This is a genomic window from Aquimarina hainanensis, assembly GCF_042684685.1.
GTDB classification, from domain to species: domain Bacteria; phylum Bacteroidota; class Bacteroidia; order Flavobacteriales; family Flavobacteriaceae; genus Aquimarina; species Aquimarina hainanensis.
In genome coordinates, this window is record NZ_JBHULX010000013.1 from 16273 (window position 1) to 36109 (window position 19837).

Sequence of the window (19837 nt, forward strand, 5' to 3'; positions counted from 1 at the left end):
TCATGAAGTGTATACAATATATCGGATTACCCCTGATGCTGGTTTTTTTACTGGGATCATGTAAGAGTAAAAAAGAAGAACAAAAAGAAGAAATATTACGACCTGTAAAATACCAGACAATAGGTACAATTGCCACTCAGAATGTGAGAACCTTTAGTGGAGTAGCTAAAGCAGGAGATGAAATCGAATTAAGTTTTAGAAGCAGTGGAATCATTACGGTTTCTAATATCAAAGTAGGTCAAAAAGTAAAAAAAGGAGATCTGATTGCCAAGCTGGATAATGTACAAGCTAATTTATCCTATGAGAAAGCAGTTTCTGCTACGATTAGTGCTAAATCGTCAATGAAAACAGCAAAGTCCAGCCTGGAACGAATGAAATCCTTATACGAGAAAGGAAGCAATTCTCTAAGTGATTATGAAGCTGCTAAAAATGCATATCAAAATGCTTTAGAACAGTATGAATCTGCAAAAAGAAATAAAAGCATACAACAATCACAGGTAAATTACGGGTATATCTATGCCCCTAGTGATGGGACAATTGCAGCTAAAAATAATGAATTGAATGAAAATGTGAATCCGGGACAAGTAATTGCAGTGCTAAATGCAGGAGAGCAGATCAATGTAGAGGTAGGACTTCCTGAAAATGTGATTAATAAGGTTGCGTTGTCGATGAAGACATCCCTTTCTTTTTCGGCACTTAATGGGAAAAAGTACGAAGGAACTATTATTGAGATTTCTCCAATTGTAGATACAGGATCTTCCACATATCCGGTGAAAATCGCGATAAAAAAACCGGAAACAGCAATCAAACCAGGGATGGCTGCAAATGTGACTTTTGATTTTGGAGAGCAGGAGAAAATACCAAGCAGCCAATTGATTGTACCTGTAAAAGCAGTAGGTGAAGACGGAAATGGAAATTTTGTTTTCTTAATTGAGACTGCAGATGGAAAAACCGGAATTGTCAAAAAACAAACCATTGAGATAGGAGAACTGACGACAGAAGGGTTTACAGTACGTTCAGGAATCACTGCAGGGCAGAAAATAGCTACTGCAGGATTACAGACCCTGTTAGATGGACAAAAAGTAAGATTACAATAACCGTATACAAAACAGAAACACTATGAATCTTACAAAATTTTCAATAAGTCAAAACCGGGTAGTACTTAGTATTCTTGGGGTAGTACTTATTATGGGAATGGCGTTTTACCAATCGCTGTCCAGAGATAGTATGCCACCGTATACGGTACGGGTTGCTACGATTGTATCTTCATTTCCGGGAGCTAGCCCCGAGCGAGTAGAAGAGTTAGTTACAGATAAAATAGAAAAAGTAGTTCAGGAACTTCCAGAATTAAAAAATGTAAAAAGTACGTCCAGAACAGGGCTATCCGTCGTAAAAGTAGAACTGAAAATGGATGTAACCCCAGAGAAGCTACAATCTGTTTGGGATCGTCTGCGAAGAAAGTTAGATGCATTAAAAGGATTGCCGAGCAATGTAGAACCTATGCTTGATGATGATGGAATAGGGGAAGTATTCGGAATTGCAGTAGGGATCACCAGTGATGGATATTCTTATCGAGAAATGAAGGAATATGCTGATGATCTTAGAGATGATCTGATCAAGTTAGAAGATGCAGCTAAGGTGGAGATAAATGGAGATCAGGAAGAACGCGTTTTTGTGATGTTTGATAATACCAAACTCAAAGCTTATGGGTTGACAGCCGGAAAACTAAAAGGAATTATCAATAATACGAATATTCTTAGTTCCGGAGGAGAAATTAATGTAGAAGATGAACGAATTATTTTAGAACCTACAGGGAACTTTAATAATCTGTCGGATATAAAAAGCATGTTGATTCCTATAGGACAAGGAGATCAGGTAGTAGCATTGGAAGATATAACCACAATTCGCAAGGGATATATTAACCCTCCAAAACAGAAAGTAAGTATCAACGGGAAAGAAGCAATTTCTTTACATGTCTCTTTAAAAGAAGGAGCCAATGTTATCAAATTGGGAGAGGAAATTGACCAGGTATTAAAAAAATGGGAAGGAAAACTACCTGTAGGACTCGAAGTACAAAGAATCGCTTCTATTGATAGTTATATTGATTTAAAAATCAATGATTTTGTAGGGAATCTGATTCAGTCTATTGTTATTGTGTTAGCGGTTATGTTGCTGTTTTTAGGAATACGAACCGGATTGATTATTGCTAGTTTAATTCCGATGGTAACTATTACTACCATCATGATCATGGGACTACTGGGAACCGGACTCAACCAAATTACACTGGCAGCTTTAATTATGGCTTTAGGAATGATGGTAGATAATGCCATAGTAGTGGCAGAATCCGTCATGGTTAAGATGGAGCAAGGAGTTTCGGTAAAAACAGCAGCCATTGATTCTTGCTCCGAGTTATTTACTCCTCTGTTAATTTCTACACTGACTACTTCGGCAGCATTTTTAGCATTTTTTCTTGCAGAATCTGTTATGGGAGATATTATGGGACCATTGTTTGTGGTGATTTCCATTGCTCTTTTATCTTCATGGATTATTGCTTTGAGTATTGTTACTTTATTGTGTGTGTTTTTTCTGAAGATTAAGAAAAAAGAAAAAGATCAGAAACCTTCTTTTCTGGATAAGTTGATCAATAGTCTGAAAACAAAATATAAAGCTTTAATCATGTTTGCCTTGTCCTGGAAAAAATCTGTGTTGATTGGTATTGTCGTCTTATTTCTTTTGTCGATTTTTGGGTTCACTAAACTGGCATTTGTCTTTTTCCCGGATAGTGACCGGAATATGATTACCATGGATATTAATCTGCCAGAGGGGACTAAAATCAGTACGACTCAGAAAACAGTAGATGCTATAGAAGCCTATATCAGAAAAGAGTTGGAAGTGACGGAGCAACGCTCTGAGGGAATTGCTAATTGGGCTGCCTTTATAGGAAAAGGACCATCTGCATATGATTTAGGGTATAGTGCGGATGAAGCAAACTCTAATTATGCTCATATTGTGATTAATACCTCCTCATTTACTGTAAATGCTGAGATGGTTAAACAATTAGATGCTTATTGCTTTAATACTTTCCCCAATGCAGATATCAAAGTAGGGTTTTTAGGATCTGGAGGAGGAGGGGTTCCTATCGAGATTAAGGTATCAGGGGATAACCCGGATCGTTTGGCTGTTATTTCGGAAGCGATTAAAACCCGCTTATCAGGAATTAATGGGACTAAGAATATCAAAGATGACTGGGGGCCTAAAGGGAAAAAATTTGTAATCGAGATTGATCAAAATAAAGCTCAGTCAGCAGGAATTACTAATCAAGATATTGCCACCTCTTTACAGACAGTATTGGATGGATTTAAGGCAGGAGAATTTAGAGAAGGAGATAAGTTTATCCCGATTGTAATGATGAGTGATCAGGGGAAAGAACAAACATTAGCTTCTTTGGAAACTCTTAATGTTTATGCACAAAATTCTGGAAAGAGTGTACCATTGTTGCAAGTGGCAAATGTGATACCAAAATGGCAGTACTCCAAGATCAAGCGACTGGATCTTACACGTACAATGATTATTTCTAGTGAGTTGACCGAAGAAGGAAATGCTTCTAAGATTATGTCAGAGATGAAACCCTGGTTGGAAGAACAGAAAAAGGAATGGGGAGATGAATATACCTATACCCTTGGGGGAGATGCAGAGAATACAGCAGAAAATATGGGAGCAGTAGCAAAATACTTACCATTAGCCGGTTTTATTATAGTGATGTTACTCATTATCCAGTTTAATTCTTTTAGAAAAATGACAATGATTGTCAGTACCATTCCACTAGGTGTTATTGGTATGGTTATCGGATTATTGGTCTTTAGAGTGCCTTTTGGATTTATGGCCTTTTTAGGAATTATATCGCTGGCAGGAATTGTGATTAATAATGCAATTGTATTAGTTGATCGGATCGAAATCGAAGAAAAAGAATTGCAGCGGATTCCTCAGGATGCTATTATAGGAGCTTGTTTACAGCGTTTTCGCCCTATCTTATTAGCGACTTTTACTACGGTATTAGGGCTTATTCCTTTGTACCTAGGAGGAGGAGAACTATGGGAACCCATGGCAGTAACTATTATGATAGGATTGCTTTTTGGAACGGTTATCACTCTGGTATTTATTCCCGCATTTTACAGTGTCCTGTATAAGGTAGATTATTCAGATTATACTTTTAATGACTCTTTACTTGAGTAAAGAGTCAATCAACAATATCCAAGAGAGCCTGTACATTATGTACAGGCTCTCTTGGTTTTTAAGTGGATAGCTAATTTGCTTAAACAGAAAAAGAAGGTAAAAGATATACGTTCTTTCTTCTTGATCGTAATTGAAAAAATAGTGCTTGTATTTTGAAGACTGCATTCGGCTCTCAGGGGGCACTTCGAGTATCCAAGAGCTATAGAATAGCGACTAAAAGTTAAATCGAATAGTAATGAGATGTTAACTTCTGAGACATAAAGTAGTATTATTTATAGTAAAAATATGAGATGTTTGCCTATTAAAAGGAGAAATAGTGTTTTGGACGGGGTAATCAATTGTGTATTTATTTTTTAAAAGACTTAATCATTTAAAATGTATGTAAAAACCATAAAATAAATAAGGTTTTAATGTTGCGCAAACAATGGGTTTAACGCTATTTTTAGGGGGTTTTAACAAGGTATTGGGTGTTATTGCCAATACCAGAAGATACATTTGCTGCTCACCAAAACTAAAACGATAGTATGATCATCTTAATTCTTATCCAAAAACAAGTCATCAATAATTGCATAAACAGACAATCAAAAGGTCTGATTCTTTATTAAGCAAATCATTTTTTTATAAAGGGAGTACTTATAAAAATATTTTTATAAACCCGCTTCTTTGATTGTTGTGTATCGGTACAAAACAGTACGGAGTACATAAGTATGCACTTATTGTAGTGATGATCATAATTGGTGACTTAAAAATTTAAAACGTAATTTATGAATATAAAATTGTATGGCTGTATAGCCTGCTTCCTAATGGTATTCCATCTGGGAGCCCAGGAAGTACAAATAAAAGCAAAACAGGATCAAACAATGCTTAGAGTTGAGGTGTCGGGGGGGCTATCTATGAATAGTGTCCGGCAAAACCTATCTAACCTAATTCATTCTCGGTATATAGGAAAAGAAGGGTATTTTGTCAATGCATCAGTAGCATATAGGTTTGAGGATCCGTTGATTATCACTGCCGGGATTTCATTATTGCAGAAAGACTTTGAATTTAAGCGTTCAGGTCCTTATGAAGGAGTATTTACAGATTATAATACGACATATCTTAATTTTCCAATAATGTTGGGAGCTTATCTGATCAATCCATATAAGGAAAAAGGCTGGAAACTTTCTGTAGCAGCAGGAGGATATCTAGGACATTGGTTAGATCTAAAAAGAAAAGGAAGATATCAGTCGTTTGCAGGGTTAGAGTTTGATGATGTGGTAAAGGAAGAGGTGTTTCCTTGGGCTACGGTAGAGGAACGATATGATTTTGATACCAATGAGAATCAATTGAATCGATTTGATTATGGAGTACAAGGAGAGGTAAAAGTAATATATGACTTTTCAAAATACCTGGGATGCTCTTTGGGGTATACCTATAAGCATGGGCTTTCTAATATTTATAAAACAAATATCAATGACCATCCTATATATAACCGTACCTCTGTTATATCGATAGGCATGTCCTATAAACTTTAAATACTCTACTCACTCTTTTTTCAGAATAAAATCCATAACGATAGTAAAAATATTCATAGACAGATTGTATGCGTAGGGGATTGTTGTTTCTGATTTTCAAACAGGATGATTATTCTTAAAAAAGGTGAAGTTTTGAAAACCAACAAGTTGTAGTTCTAATAGATAAATAAAACAATAGATGAAAAATTATTATATAAGTATACTCTTTCTTTTCTTAGGAAGTATACAGTTTTCTTGTACGCAAGATGATACAGTTATAGAAGAGCCTTCTAGAAAAGCACTACCGACATCTTATGCAGAAACATTTCGGTTATTATGGGATGTAATGGATAAGCGGTATAATTATTTTTATGAAGAAAAAATTAGAAATGGATTAGATTGGGATGAGGTTTATCGGGAATATTATCCAAAGTTTGCAAAGCTATCTACCTATGGCGATAAGGAGGCAAATAAGGAGTTGGCTTTACAAGAGCTTCGATTAGCTGTAGATTATTTTTATGAGATAATTAATCCGTTAATAGATCGCCACCTGAACATTTCTATATCATTTAATATCCCTTCCCTATCAAATTTTCCTTTGAAAGCATTTTATCGAACAGGAATGACGGATAAGGACGTATATAAGGACTTTCCATATAACTATTCGGTACAGGAAAAAACAGCAGTAGGCAGAGGTCAAATAAGAAGAGTTATGGAAACTAAGATTGATCGAGATATTAATATCACAGATAAGGACGAAAAAGGAAACGTCACATTTTCTGCCTATGGAGGTTTTCTAAAATCTGACCCGGATGTGTATTATTTTTCTTTTGGTAGTTTTTCACTTACCAATAGAGATTTGATTATAGGAAGTGCTTTCGAAATTAAAGAGTTAACCCCTTCATTAGTTCCGACAGTTTCTTTATTTCCATTAGATGTCATTAAAAATGAAGAAGTACGGAATTATGCAACAGATTTCATAGATAGATTTGTAGCTACGTGGATAGGAACTTTAGGAGAGATCCGATCTTCTGAAAAATATACATCTTATAAACAAGCGGTGGCTATTTTTCAGGAAACAGAAAAAATAACTCCTCTGAAGGAAGCTTCAGATGAACTAGCTATCGAATTTGAACACTTGTTTGATACCATTAATGAGATGTTAGAGGAAATAATTCTTGTTCAACAAAACTTAGCATTAAACCCAGCGATTGATCAGTTAGATATCAGTAATTTAGGAGAGGTGCTCAATGCGAGTCGTTTGTTTAATCTTCATAGAGAACTTTCTATATTACATGGATTACAATCATTTTTTAAAACGCAAGAAAAAATAAATAGTGCATATGAGCTATACCGGAACTTCTATAATAAATTAACAGATGGAACAATCAAAAAACTTATTGTAGACTTTAGAGGTAATAGAGGAGGAATGGCATTAGATCTTAGGACATTTGTAGAACGCGTTATCACAGAAGAAAAAGTGTATTCTTATCAAAGAACCAAAGAAGGGAACGGACGATTTAATTATACTCCATGGGTAGCTAATACAATTGCTCCACATCCTTTTGGAATTCCCCAAAAAATCCCGATAGCTATATTAACAAACAAAATTTCTATTAGTATGCCGGAAATGTCTACCATGGCAATCAAGTCACAAGGAAGTCATGTGATTTCTGTAGGGGACTATACTCGTGGAGGTACAGCAGGATTGGGAGATAATGATTCGATGAACGGAGGATATATTGGAGATGTAGGAAATATTAATTTTTACATGCCTTTAATGGCTACCAGAGATGCATCTAAAAATGTAATTGAAGGCATTGGAGTCAAGCCAGATATACATATTCTTCCTACAGAAGAAGAAATTTTTGGATTAGGAGAAAATCCAGAGATTAAAGATAGTGTCTTTGAAGCGGCCCTTCTGGAAATCTCTAAAATGAATTAACATAAGGGACGCCTTCAAGGTATATACTTAGTGATTTAAAAAGGGAGTTTTTAGCTCCCTTTTTTTTGTTTTTGTAAGAATAAAAAGAAGTTTGTCTACCTTTAAATTAAGAAGCTATATAAAAAGAAAATTATAGGATATTGGTTTCTATGGCTTTTATATTTTTGTAGCATGATCGATACTTTTGAAAACGAATTTTTTGGAATAGGAATTCAAAATGGAAAAACTCCGGAGAATCTGGGGGTGCTATGGCGTTCGGCCCAGAATATGGGAGCCAGCTTTATTTTTACCATTGGTAACCGTTATGCTAAGCAAGCATGTGATACGCACAATGCAGTAGCAGCGATGCCATATTTTCATTATGATACCTTTGATGATTTTTATAAGCATTTGCCCAAAGGAGCCATGTTAGTCGGAGTGGAAATGGATGAACGTGCAGAACCTTTGGAAACATTTCATCACCCTAAACGCTGTGTATATCTTTTAGGGGCAGAGGATCATGGACTTTCTAAAAAAGCGATTGAAAAATCCCATCGATTGGTACAATTCTCCTCTACTTATAGCCTGAATGTGGCAGTAGCGGGTAGTATTGTGCTTTATGACAGAGGTATAGGGAAACCCCGGTTTATCAGATGATATTTTGGAAAAAAGAAGAAAAGAGATAGAGAGTTAAAGGCGCTTGCTTTTTTCTTACATTTATAGAATGCTTTTTAATAGACTAACACCAATAGATTCAATACCGGCTTATCTCAAAGCATTTAGTAAATGGATATGGGATTGGCCTTTACTTATATTACTCATCGGAGGAGGGATTTTTTTTCTGATTTATTCTCGTTTCACCCCTTTTTTGTATTTCAAACACGCCCTACAGATTTTGGGAGGAAAATATGACAGGGATGATGCACCAGGACAATTAAGTCACTTCCAGGCATTGTCATCTGCACTGGCAGCAACTGTAGGAATGGGGAATATCAGTGGAGTAGCTATTGCAATTGTCAGTGGGGGTCCAGGGGCTATTTTCTGGATGTGGATCAGTGCCTTGATGGGGATGGCAACTAAGTTTTATACCTGCTCATTAGCAGTGATGTATCGTTCCAAAACAAGTCAGGGAACTGTACTTAGTGGCCCTATGTATGTTATAACAGAAGGACTTGGTGCAAAATGGAAGCCACTGGCCATATTATTTGCGTTAGCTGGTTTGATAGGAACACTACCCGCTTTTACAGCTAATCAGTTGACACAGACAATGGTGGATGTAATGAGGTGGGATGAAAGTGTTAAACTTTATATAGGGATAAGTCTGGCAATAGTAGCGTCCGTAGTGATTTTGGGAGGAATTCAACGGATCGGTTTAGTAGCAAGTAAACTGGTACCGTTGATGGTGATCTTATATTTTATAACAGTTCTCATGGTATTAATCATACAAATAGAAAAGATTCCTGCAATGTTTTCATCAATCTTTACAGACGCTTTTTCAGGGCACGCTGTGGCAGGAGGGATATTGGGGAGCTTAATAAAAACAGGTGTCAAACGAGCCGCTTTTTCTAATGAAGCAGGAATTGGAACAGCACCGATGATGCATGGTACTGCTAAGACCAAAGAACCTATACGAGAAGGTTTGGTAGCTATGATAGGGCCAGCGATTGATACCCTGTTAGTATGTACTCTTACCGCCCTGGCAATTTTATGTACAGGAGCCTGGCAGCAGGGAGGAGATAATGGAATTACCGTAACACTTACAGCTTTTAATGAAACATTGCCTTATAATATTGGAAATATAGTTGTTTTTGTAATGGTATTGGTTTTTGGGTTTTCTACCTTATTCTCATATTCTTATTACGGAATAAGTTGCCTTGGATTTTTACTAACACCGAGATATGGAAAATACTATAATTATATTTATATCCTGTCAATAGTAGTAGCTGCAGTAGTAAAACTAGAAGTAGCGATCGATTTGATAGATAGTGCTTTTGCACTGATGGCAATACCGACTGTTATATCTGGTTTATTATTAGCAAATAAGGTTAATAAAAGAGCAAAGACATATTTTGAAAGACATATAAAAAAGGCTGGAGATTAATTTTTTAAATTAATTTCCAGCCTTTAAAATCCCTATTTGACTATATTGGTTAGAATAATTCGTTCGTAGAACGAGTATATTTTTTTATGCGTATACTTCGATTCTAGGTTCTACAGTGTTATATGTCATTTCCATAGATAATAGATCTGTAAGGTTATAATTTACCCAGATAGAAGCTAACCTGAATGGAATCTTTATTGCATCTTTAATTCCGATTTTAGAATCATCTACATGAACCCATCTTTTTAGAGGTTGCTCATAGATACGATTCATAACATCTTCTTTTCCGTAATATTTTTTTAAACGCAGGAACATTTCTATGTCGAATAACCATCTGCTAAAAAAGTTTTTAGCGAATAATACAGTGGCTAATTCGGTTCTAAACACCTTAGCTCCACACTGAGAATCCTGAATAGGTAAGTGCAATATAAAGTTGACCATTGTTTGTATGATCATAGAAAAAATACTTCGGAAGGTATCTCTTTTTATTTTTTGAGTTCCGTTTTTAGATCGGGATCCAAATACCATGGCTAGTTTATCATTTGTTTTTAGAGTTTTTAGCAGATCATTAAAATCTTTAAAGTCCGTAGATAAATCAGCATCAATAAATCCAATAAAATCGATATCCCCTCTATTACTTAAATAACGTACACCTGCTCGTACAGCAGCAGCTTTTCCAGAATTTTTTTTCATATCAATGACACTTACTTTTTCTGGATTAGAATTCTGAATTTCTTTTAAAACACTTATCGTATCGTCTTTGCTTCCATCATTGACAAAACATAAGTGAAATTCATTATCTTCCATAATGAAATTAAGGAAGATACTGACATTTAATCTTTTTTCTTCATTGTAGCAGGGTATGATTATTCCGGTTTTCATAGTGTATTTTTTTGAGATTTATACCTCAAAATTACCGCTGATTGCCTCCCAAAAATGGAATAATTCGATTAATGGTATTTTGCTGTCGGTGAAATGATTTTTAGTGTAGATGTATAATTTGTTGGTTATCAAAGCTTTGTTGTATCTTTAGGTATACCCAAATTAAAGACCTACTCTTATGCTTACATCTACTAATAAACATCTAGTTGTTGCCTTGTTGATCGGGATTCTTTTTCACGGAACCAGTATTTTCTTTACTCTGGAATTTACGTATGATGCCCTAATTCATATTTATTTTGCAGATCACTATGCCAATAGCTGGTTCGAACCATGGAACTATGGATGGTATACTGGTTTTAGCGTTTTGGGATATCCACCGTTAGTACATCAAAGTATTGCTTTGTTCTCCTTTATAGGAGGTTTAAAGTTTGGTTTGTTTAGTGTAGCAATTATTGCGACACTATTGTTTATAACCGGGATATATCGTTTCTCTTATCTGATGACCTCTAATAAAAGAGTTTCCGGTTATGCCGCGATTTTAGGAGTCTTATCCTCTGCCTTTTTAGAAACCATGCATATTTTTGGGCAATTACCCAGTATCGTAGGAATCGCTATTTTGATGCATACACTACCTGAAATTTATGGGTGGGTAACAACAGGAAATAAAAAATTCTTGTTTACATCGTTTAGTTTATTAGCAGTAACAATCACCTCTCATCATGTAACGTCTATTTTTGGATTGGTCTTTTTTATCTTTCCATTGATAGGAATGGCAATTACAGATATAGGACAAGGAGAAGTAGGAGAAGGAAGGAGAATCGGATTTCTTCGGTTTTTTAGGATTTTCTTTAGATTGTTTAAAAGAATCATTGGATTGGTAGGAGGAATCTTATTCATCACATTATTCTGTATTTTACCGTATTGGATTAATGTAAGGGATAATCCTATTACCCAGATTCCTATTCCACACGGGTCAAGGGATAATTTTTTAGAAGTAACTTCTTCCGGACTTGTATTTTTTGTCATTCCCTGGGGAGTACTCCTTTTTGTATTACCTTATATATTTTATAGATATTATAGTAAACGATATTTCTTTTTTGGATTATCCCTTACCTTATTATTTATACTAGGAACTGGAGGGACAACCCCGATACCATTAACAATATTAGGAGAAAATGCATTTAACATTCTTACTTTGGATAGATTCACATTGTGGGGAGCAATTATGTCATTACCCATATTTGGGGAATTGGTATATCGATTTGTAGAATCAGATCTGAAACGAGCGATTGTTGATCGTTTTGGTCAGGCTTTCTATAAAATAATAGGAGGGGCATTTGCTGTGGCATTTGTTTTTATGATGATTTTCACCATGAGTTTGGGGTATTTTAGACCAATGCAACCTCAAAAAATAAAAATGTTGCCAATTCTTAATTTTCTGAGTCAGGACCAACATGACCATTGGCGGTATCTTCCATTAGGGTTTGGAGACCAGATGGCATGGTTATCTGCTCAGACAAATGCAATGACAGTAGATGGGAATTATCATTCTTCTCGACGATTGCCGGAATTGACTTCCAGAGCAATAGAACGTCTAGAGAACTCTAAGTTCAAAGGAGTCGAAGGAATTGGTTCCTTGCAACAATTTCTTACCGTTCCCGAAAAATATCATCTAAAATATGTGTTTTCGAATGATAAGTTTTACGATCCTTTATTATACTTCTGTGGCTGGCAACGATTACGAAGGCTGGAAAATGGGATTATGGTATGGGAGAAATTAAATGTTCCACCATTATCCAGTATTTTACCAAAAGAGGATGTCCCCTTATATCAAAAGTTGATGTGGGGGTTGATTCCTGTACTATCTGGTTTAATCGCATTTATCATCAATATTGTTTTGAAATGGATAGAAACCTTAAAATCTACCTCAGAAAAAGAAGATGAAAAACCAATGGAAAAAGTAGTAGAAGATATTTATCGCCTGTTATTTGTCACAGAATTTGGTCATTTTAAAAAATGGTTATTACGGATAACACTTACATGGAGTTTGATGATATTACTATTAGTAGGGGTGGGAGTATATATCTTTTATATAAAAAATGCTTCTCAGATCAGTCCGGAGAATGTAATGAAAGCTTATTATGATGCGTTGGATTTCAAAGAGTTCGAAAAAGCGTATACCTACCTTGATCCTTTAGAACAAAAAACATTGGATCAGTATATGCTTGAAGTATCAATAACTGATGGTCTGTTAAGTTCTTATGCTAAGTTAGATGAGATCAATGTCGCGATTACAGAACAAACAGATTCTACAGCAAAAGCAATGGTAGCAACTCATTGGGTAACTCCATTAGACCGAATTTATAAAGAATTTCACCATGAATTGAGGTATCATAAAAGAAAATGGGTAATTAGACCGAATGAATATAGTCGAGATATCCCTGCAGATCAATTGCTCTCAGAGAATGGAACTCAGTTTTTTAATCATGGAAGGAGGAAAGTTTCTTCAGAACAAACCTATCATGAGGATGTATTAAGACAGCCTGTGTTAGAAGTTTTTTCAGCAAGCTTAGTTCGTTACAGGGATGAGTTTTCTATAATTGGAGAATTACAAAACATAGATAATACTCCTGCTGATGTGGTTGTTAAAGGGACTTTATATAGTGCTAAAGATAAAGAATTGGCAAGTCATAACGCTAAACATTTAATAAAACATAAACTATTACCGAAAGAAACCACTAGTTTCAAAGTTAATTTTGAAGGAATAGCCTGGTTGAGTGCTCTTGATTCTGTACCTAAAACTTTTGATCCACATCAATTTACTCCCATTCAATTAAAAGAAAGACCAGAAAAATTCAATCTACAATGTGCAGGAAATATATCAACTACAGATCTCTATAAAGGATTAACTATTAATGATTTGAAAATTAAAGAAGGAAAGGTTAGTGGAGTATTGTTTAATGCAGGGTTGCGAGAGACAACGATTCCTCAATTATTAATATCCTATTATACAAAGGATAAAGAACTAATTTGGATAGATCATCAGTATCAGGAAGAAAGCATACGGATACAACGAAAACAATATTTCACCTACTCTCTTATGAACTTGGAAGAAGTAACTATTCTTACGTCTGATATTGCTAATGTATTTATAAATGGTAGGCGTAACTCAGAAGTACAGATTAATTATGTACCTGGTCGAAAGAAAAAACATCAGGAAAAACAATTAATCCCGGTTGAAGGGAGAGGTTTTAGTTATATAAAAATAGAACTCAATAATTATTTGGGGAACCCTTTTTAATGAAATTTAAAAAGAAACATATCATTTTTCTCTTGCCTATAGTGTTATTAGCTGTAGGCTTTTCGGGTGTTATAAAATTACCCCGACAAGAAGTATCTGTAGTAGTACTTAAGGAACAGGATGCTTCTAAACAACAACAATATATTGCAGGAGAAGATATTGAATTGTTTTTTAAATTAAGTAAGAGGTCAATAGCACACCTATACATAAGTAATTCGTATGGAAGTACAATATTAGAATCAGAAGAAGCTTCTATTGTTAGCTTTATTTTGCCAGACTTTATTGTCAATAAAAAAGGAAAAGTAACATACAAGCTATTAGATGATTCTAATGCTATTTATGAAGGAGAATTGCGTATAGAAGCAAACATAAAATCTCCTATTAATATGGAAGCATATATGGGACCAACCAGTATTCTTGTAGGAGGGAGCGATATGTCGTCGTTTGTAATTATTCCATCAGATATTTATGATAACCCATTACCTGATGGGACCCCTGTAACTATCAAACATCAATTCGAAAGAATTGAAAAAGATGAAGTTATTTATATGAAGAATATGTACGGAAGAAAAGATTTGTATTCATATAATAAAGCAGGAAGAGTGCTTTTTTCTTCAAAAATTAGTACCTTTTATTCTAAAGAATTTTCTATAGATATGTCACCAACACATCCTACAGATTTTAGTATTAGTAGTGATCGGAAGCATTTTTATGCTGATGGGAATCAGGTGACAGAATTTAATACATCTGTGATTAGAGACCGATATGGAAATGTGGTCAGTGATGGGACTATGGTTGAGTTTGTTACTCAAAATACTTCAGGAGCTTTTTTGCGGACATCAGGAAGTACTTTGAACGGGGTTGCGAATGCCAAAATGCTACACCCGGATCATCAAGATACCTGGAAGACGCATGCATTTATTAACGGAATGGCCGAAAGTAATACTGTTTTATTAGACTATAAGCCTGTATTAGATGATTTTGATGTAGAATTCCAACAAAATAACAGAGCTATTAATGTCGGACCTTTATTGAGTTTTATGGAGCAACTTATAGCAGATGGGACGTTGGTAAAATTACATATTTATAAAGATGGAATTTTTAAAGAGACTGTTGTGAAAGAGTCTTTTAGAGGAAATGTGACTTTTTTACTCAAAGAAAATTTTTACGATAGCGGAATGTACCGATTTGAGGTAGAAGCATTAGGAATAACCAAAGAATTCGAAAACAAAAAACTATAGCTCAGAACATATTCGAAATAGGTGTTTTTATAAGATGAAATAAGGAGCAAGAGAAGTATTCATATGAAAAGATGGAATAGAGCCATATACATATTTTTAATAGGGATCGGCTTTACAGCAGTGATAGCAATTGTCTTATTAGGGCTAAGTAAAGTATTTTCTTTTCTCAATACAGGTGCAGATCGATCTTCAATGCTACATATTTCTATGAAAAAAGATTTTGTATACCTGCCTACAGTTTCTTGGAGAGCTCAAGATAATCCTGGACGCGAAGTAGATTCTCAAACCTTAACCAATATAAGTAATGATTACTTAAGTGCTTGGTATGTGCGAAATGTTTCATATCAGACAAATGATTCTACTGGGATTGATCAGTATTATACCAAGAGTGCCAGAAAGAATCTGATCAATAATATTAACTATAACAAAAAAATGAAGAATCGGATAGAAGCAACGACACTTCAACATCATTTGTTTTTAGAGTTTTATAGTGCTGATGGGCAGACGGTTGTGTTTACAGATAAGGATGTGAAAGAATATCAGCGAGTCTATCGCAATAAAGATTTTATGATGGATACAGAATTAACATCCACCTATAAAGTAGTGATGCTGTTAGAAGATGGTTTCTGGAGGATTCGTCATATTGTAAAAGATAAATTAGAAACCATACAGGATAGTATCGAAGTCAATAAAAAAGCAGCAGTAAAAGGAGATACATTATTAGTGAATAATTATCCTTATACGGTTAAGGGGATTAATTACTATCCCAAAGATGCTCCCTGGAATATGTATGGAGATACATTCGATGTAGAAGTAATCGAGAAAGATTTTGAGATTATAAAAGAAGCGGGGTTAAATACGATTCGGATTTTTGTGCCGTATCAGGAATTTGGAAAAGAAAAAGTGAAAATAGAGAAGTTAGAGAAACTAACAAAGGTACTAGACCTCGCCGAAAAGAAAGCAATAAAAGTAGTCGTGACACTTTTTGATTTTTATGGAGATTATTCAGTGTTGGACTGGACCGTAACCCATAGACATGTAGAACAATTAGTAAGAGCATATAAAGATCATAAAGCGATATTAGCGTGGGATATTAAAAATGAACCCGACCTGGATTTTGATAGTCGTACCAAAGAAGCAGTGGTAGCGTGGTTAAGAGAGATGATTCGTCAAATAAGACGTTACGACCCGAATCATCTGATCACCATTGGTTGGTATGACATGCAATCTTCTTTGATCCTCGAAAAGGAAGTAGATTTTCTATCGTTTCATTATTATGGTGATATTAAAGAATTTTCCCAGCAATATGATACCCTACAAACAAAAACGTCAAAACCATTAGTATTACAAGAATATGGGCTGTCCTCAAGTAAAGGGTTATGGAATCCATTTGGAGCAACCCAGGAAGATCAGGCAATATATTATAAGGATTTTCATAAAATTCTCAGAGAGAAAGATGTACATGTCATGTCCTGGACGTTATATGACTTTGATAAAATTCCTACCTCAGTTGTAGGGAGGCTCCCTTGGAGAAAGCATAAACAAAAATTCTTTGGTTTTATTGATACAAAAGGAAATAAAAAACCAGCTTTTCAATTTATAAGCAGATAGAAAAGAAAAATCAGCCGCTACTATTACGATTCGTTATAGCATTAAAAAAGAGTCCTAAGCCAGGACTCTTTTTAGGACACCTTTCTTTTATAGCAATCATCAGGTGTTTGAGCAATGTAGATAAAGGGGTATATTATGTTTTTACTTTTTTAAACTCCGATAAAATAGAAGTAACTATTTTATCGGAATTAAGTAGTTTGCTTCCTTTTTCATAGCAATTCGATTTGAAGCAAAAAATAAGATGTAATAAAAACGATTTTATAAACTCTGGTAAAAATTCCATGCCAATTTTTACCAGAGTTTAGAGACCCCGCCTCATCCCAATGTTGTTATAGTTTTGTTGGTTTATTGTAATGGATTAAGTGTATTTTTCTAAAAATCTATTTTTATTAATTCATTTTCCCACTTAGTGGTTTGTATTTTCAAAAATTGTTTGATGTACATATCAGCAATGGTACTAATTGGATATGCGGTTGCAGCTTGATAGTTTGTTTTTCCTAATTGTATTCTATAGGTGTCGTCTGTAATAATTTTTTTTATTGCATTAGCGAGGCTATCAATATCTTCTGGGGTAAAAAAGGCTCCATCATACCCCTCTTCTTTAGTTAAGAGGCTTAAATCTCCAAGATCAGGCATGACAACTGCTTTCCCATAGCTTCCTGCTTGGTGTAAAACACCGGAACTTCCAGTTGTTGCTGTATATGGGAAAACTACCACAGCACTTTCTCTAAACAAAGAGGGAACATCCTGCTCTGCTACGTACCCCGTAAAGGTTAATTGAGGCACATACCAATATTTTTCTTCCATTTTTTGTAAATATCCTCTGGCGTTTGGATTATCTGTTCCTGCGATTACTATTTCTACATCTATACCGGTTTTGGATCGTAACTTTTCAACAGCTTCGATAAGGATTTCTACTTTTTTATAAGTGCCAAATTTACCAAAAGTCATTATTTTTAGTGGTCCTTCCTGTAAGGAGTAAATAGGGCGTTCAGGGATTTCAAAAGTACCGTGAGGAATTAATACTACATTAGTTGCTTTGTATTTATCTTGTAGAATGGTTACATATTTTTGCATAGTAACAGCAATGATATCTGCTGTTAATAAGAATTTAGTTAGGGTAGTCCCAATAAAAGTATATAGCTTCTTCGCAATAAAATTATTCGTAAAACCAGCTTTTTCCAGATCAACTTCTTCCATGATATTGTGAAGTAATACAATCGTAGGGATTTTAGAAAGTTTACAAAACAAAGGAGCTAATAGTCCCAGTGCTGCCGGAATTTTTTTATCTCCGAATTTCATAAATTGAAGATTAAAAAGAATGGCGTCAGGTTCCGTCGTTTTTACCGCCTTCATAATGCTAAAAATATTTTTATAACTATTAAATTTCCAGCAAGGAAGTACGGTTACTGTGCACCCTTGACTCTCCAGATGTGTATTGACAGCTTCTGCTGTAATATCGGTCAGTAAAATTATCTCAGAAACATCTTGATGCTGTCTGAAGTGTTTTACCAGATGATACGCATATTCATTTAAGGTAACTTTACTAGGCGGATAGGCTGTGACAAGGGCTAATTTCATAATTCTTTTGGTATTTAAGTTTGTATAGGTTTAATACAAAAATGCCTAATAATTAGGTGTTTAATTGATGTTTTTGGATGAAGTAATTATTGCTATCGGTAAAATGCAAATTGCTGTAGTTGAATGTGTTTGCGATGAATGAAATAACAGTATGAGTTTGGAGAGATGCTGTACAAAAGGAGGTAAAGAGTTCTTTTATACGAGATGGTATTAAGTGAAAAAATGAGGTAAGAAAACGCCCTAGTCCTTTGAAGTCTTATCAGCGTTTTTCCTGAAGAAAAACAAGAGCTGTACAACCAATAGAATAGCCATTGCAATTATCTGCATATGTACTACCTGAGTAAGGGATTGATGAAATAATGCAATAAGAAGCACCTGAGTAATTCCCAATATTCCGGATAAGAATACAGGGATATAATGATCCAGTGATAAAAAGTAATATGCAAAAATATTGGATAAGGCAAATAAGGAAGTAGCAATTGCATATTTCCATAAAAGAGGTGCCATACTCAGATATTCTGAACCAAACATTAATTGGATTACTAATTCGGGAAATAAATAACAACTCAGAACAATGATAAAAGCCAGGATACTAATATATCCGACATAGGAAAACAAAATGCTCGTAGTATTTTTGCCTTCTTTTTGTTTCTGTACAACTTTGGGCAATAATAACATGACAAACATCCAGGCAACGAAATAAACAACCCGACCAATTAACGCCAGAGAAGCATATAATCCAGCTTCATATCCTTCAAAATAATGTTTGACGAGTAATATATCGCTATTATTAATAATAATCTGAGTCAGTTCATAAAAAGCAGTAAGAGTAAAAAAACGATATACTTGTTTTTTATGAGAAGAAGGAAGAGTGATAGAAAAGTTGGTTGTAATATCTTTTGTTCTAAAAGGGTATAATCCAAAAATAAAAGAGCAAGCGATACCCATAGCTACTACCATAGAAGAAGGAATGGGAAGTAGATATAGTAATGCCAATGTAATAACCAGTCGGGAAATCATTTCTCCCTGATATGTATAGGCTAATCGGTCAAATTTTTTGATACCCTGATAGATTCCTCTATTGACACTCATCACAAAATAAATTGGGATACCCAGACCAAAAATGATAAAAATGGTGGATGACTGTGTGTGAAAAATAGCTTGTAACTCCTTAGAGAAAATAATAAATGAGAGTCCGATTAAAATTCCTGTAATCAGGGAATAGCGATACATAATATTGATAAATCCCCGGAAAATACTAGATTCAAAAATCACAGAAAATTTTGTGGTAGCTAACTGGAAAGTCATCGCTACGAATGAGAGCACTAATAATAAGGTGATTAGAATAGCAGCATCAGCAAAAGCTTCAGGACCGAGAATTCTCCCCAGTGCCAGATTGTATACATAATTACCTGCATTAACAATCAGCACACTAAGCATAAATTTTTGTTCAGCCCTCAATTTCGGGAT

Annotated in this window: 12 protein-coding genes; 9 read left to right on the forward strand and 3 right to left on the reverse strand. The window is 34.9% G+C overall.

What is annotated here, in order from left to right; translation table 11 throughout:
- The first annotated feature begins 2 nt into the window (after positions 1–2).
- The 6 genes from ACFSTE_RS08480 (at position 3) to ACFSTE_RS08505 (ending at position 9751) form a co-directional block, all read left to right on the forward strand.
- On the forward strand, positions 3–1097 hold the full coding sequence (locus tag ACFSTE_RS08480; protein WP_378258678.1) for an efflux RND transporter periplasmic adaptor subunit: 1095 nt from the start codon (positions 3–5) through the stop codon (positions 1095–1097).
- Between the two features lie 22 nt (positions 1098–1119).
- Complete coding sequence (locus ACFSTE_RS08485; protein ID WP_378258680.1) at positions 1120–4233, forward strand: efflux RND transporter permease subunit; 3114 nt, start codon at positions 1120–1122, stop codon at positions 4231–4233.
- A 764-nt stretch (positions 4234–4997) separates the two neighbouring features.
- The gene (locus ACFSTE_RS08490; RefSeq protein ID WP_378258682.1) at positions 4998–5747 is read left to right on the forward strand and encodes a porin family protein; all 750 of its coding nucleotides are present in this window, start codon (positions 4998–5000) and stop codon (positions 5745–5747) included.
- Positions 5748–5925: 178 nt separating this feature from the next.
- A complete protein-coding gene (locus ACFSTE_RS08495; protein WP_378258684.1) occupies positions 5926–7671 on the forward strand; it encodes a S41 family peptidase in 1746 nt (581 codons plus the stop codon).
- Positions 7672–7842: 171 nt separating this feature from the next.
- The gene (locus ACFSTE_RS08500) at positions 7843–8307 is read left to right on the forward strand and encodes an RNA methyltransferase (RefSeq protein ID WP_176027465.1); all 465 of its coding nucleotides are present in this window, start codon (positions 7843–7845) and stop codon (positions 8305–8307) included.
- A gap of 67 nt (positions 8308–8374) precedes the next feature.
- Complete coding sequence (locus tag ACFSTE_RS08505; RefSeq protein ID WP_378258686.1) at positions 8375–9751, forward strand: alanine/glycine:cation symporter family protein; 1377 nt, start codon at positions 8375–8377, stop codon at positions 9749–9751.
- An 84-nt stretch (positions 9752–9835) separates the two neighbouring features.
- Here ACFSTE_RS08505 and ACFSTE_RS08510 read toward each other — a convergent pair whose 3' ends face one another.
- A complete protein-coding gene (locus tag ACFSTE_RS08510; RefSeq protein WP_378258688.1) occupies positions 9836–10633 on the reverse strand; it encodes a dolichyl-phosphate beta-glucosyltransferase in 798 nt (265 codons plus the stop codon).
- A gap of 178 nt (positions 10634–10811) precedes the next feature.
- Here ACFSTE_RS08510 and ACFSTE_RS08515 point away from each other — a divergent pair, with 178 nt between their 5' ends.
- The 3 genes from ACFSTE_RS08515 (at position 10812) to ACFSTE_RS08525 (ending at position 16786) form a co-directional block, all read left to right on the forward strand.
- Positions 10812–13934, forward strand: a complete 3123-nt coding sequence (locus ACFSTE_RS08515; RefSeq protein ID WP_378258690.1) for a hypothetical protein — start codon at positions 10812–10814, stop codon at positions 13932–13934.
- A complete protein-coding gene (locus ACFSTE_RS08520; protein ID WP_176027461.1) occupies positions 13934–15175 on the forward strand; it encodes a hypothetical protein in 1242 nt (413 codons plus the stop codon). The genes ACFSTE_RS08515 and ACFSTE_RS08520 overlap by 1 nt, the downstream gene beginning before the upstream one ends.
- 63 nt (positions 15176–15238) lie before the next feature.
- On the forward strand, positions 15239–16786 hold the full coding sequence (locus tag ACFSTE_RS08525) for a cellulase family glycosylhydrolase (RefSeq protein WP_176027460.1): 1548 nt from the start codon (positions 15239–15241) through the stop codon (positions 16784–16786).
- Between the two features lie 372 nt (positions 16787–17158).
- Here the strand turns inward: ACFSTE_RS08525 and ACFSTE_RS08530 are convergent, their stop codons facing one another.
- Both ACFSTE_RS08530 and ACFSTE_RS08535 read right to left on the reverse strand, forming a co-directional pair.
- Positions 17159–18367 (reverse strand): glycosyltransferase, encoded by a 1209-nt coding sequence (locus ACFSTE_RS08530; protein WP_378258695.1) that lies wholly within the window; start codon positions 18365–18367, stop codon positions 17159–17161.
- Between the two features lie 240 nt (positions 18368–18607).
- Complete coding sequence (locus tag ACFSTE_RS08535) at positions 18608–19807, reverse strand: oligosaccharide flippase family protein (RefSeq protein ID WP_378258697.1); 1200 nt, start codon at positions 19805–19807, stop codon at positions 18608–18610.
- Positions 19808–19837 lie beyond the last annotated feature (30 nt).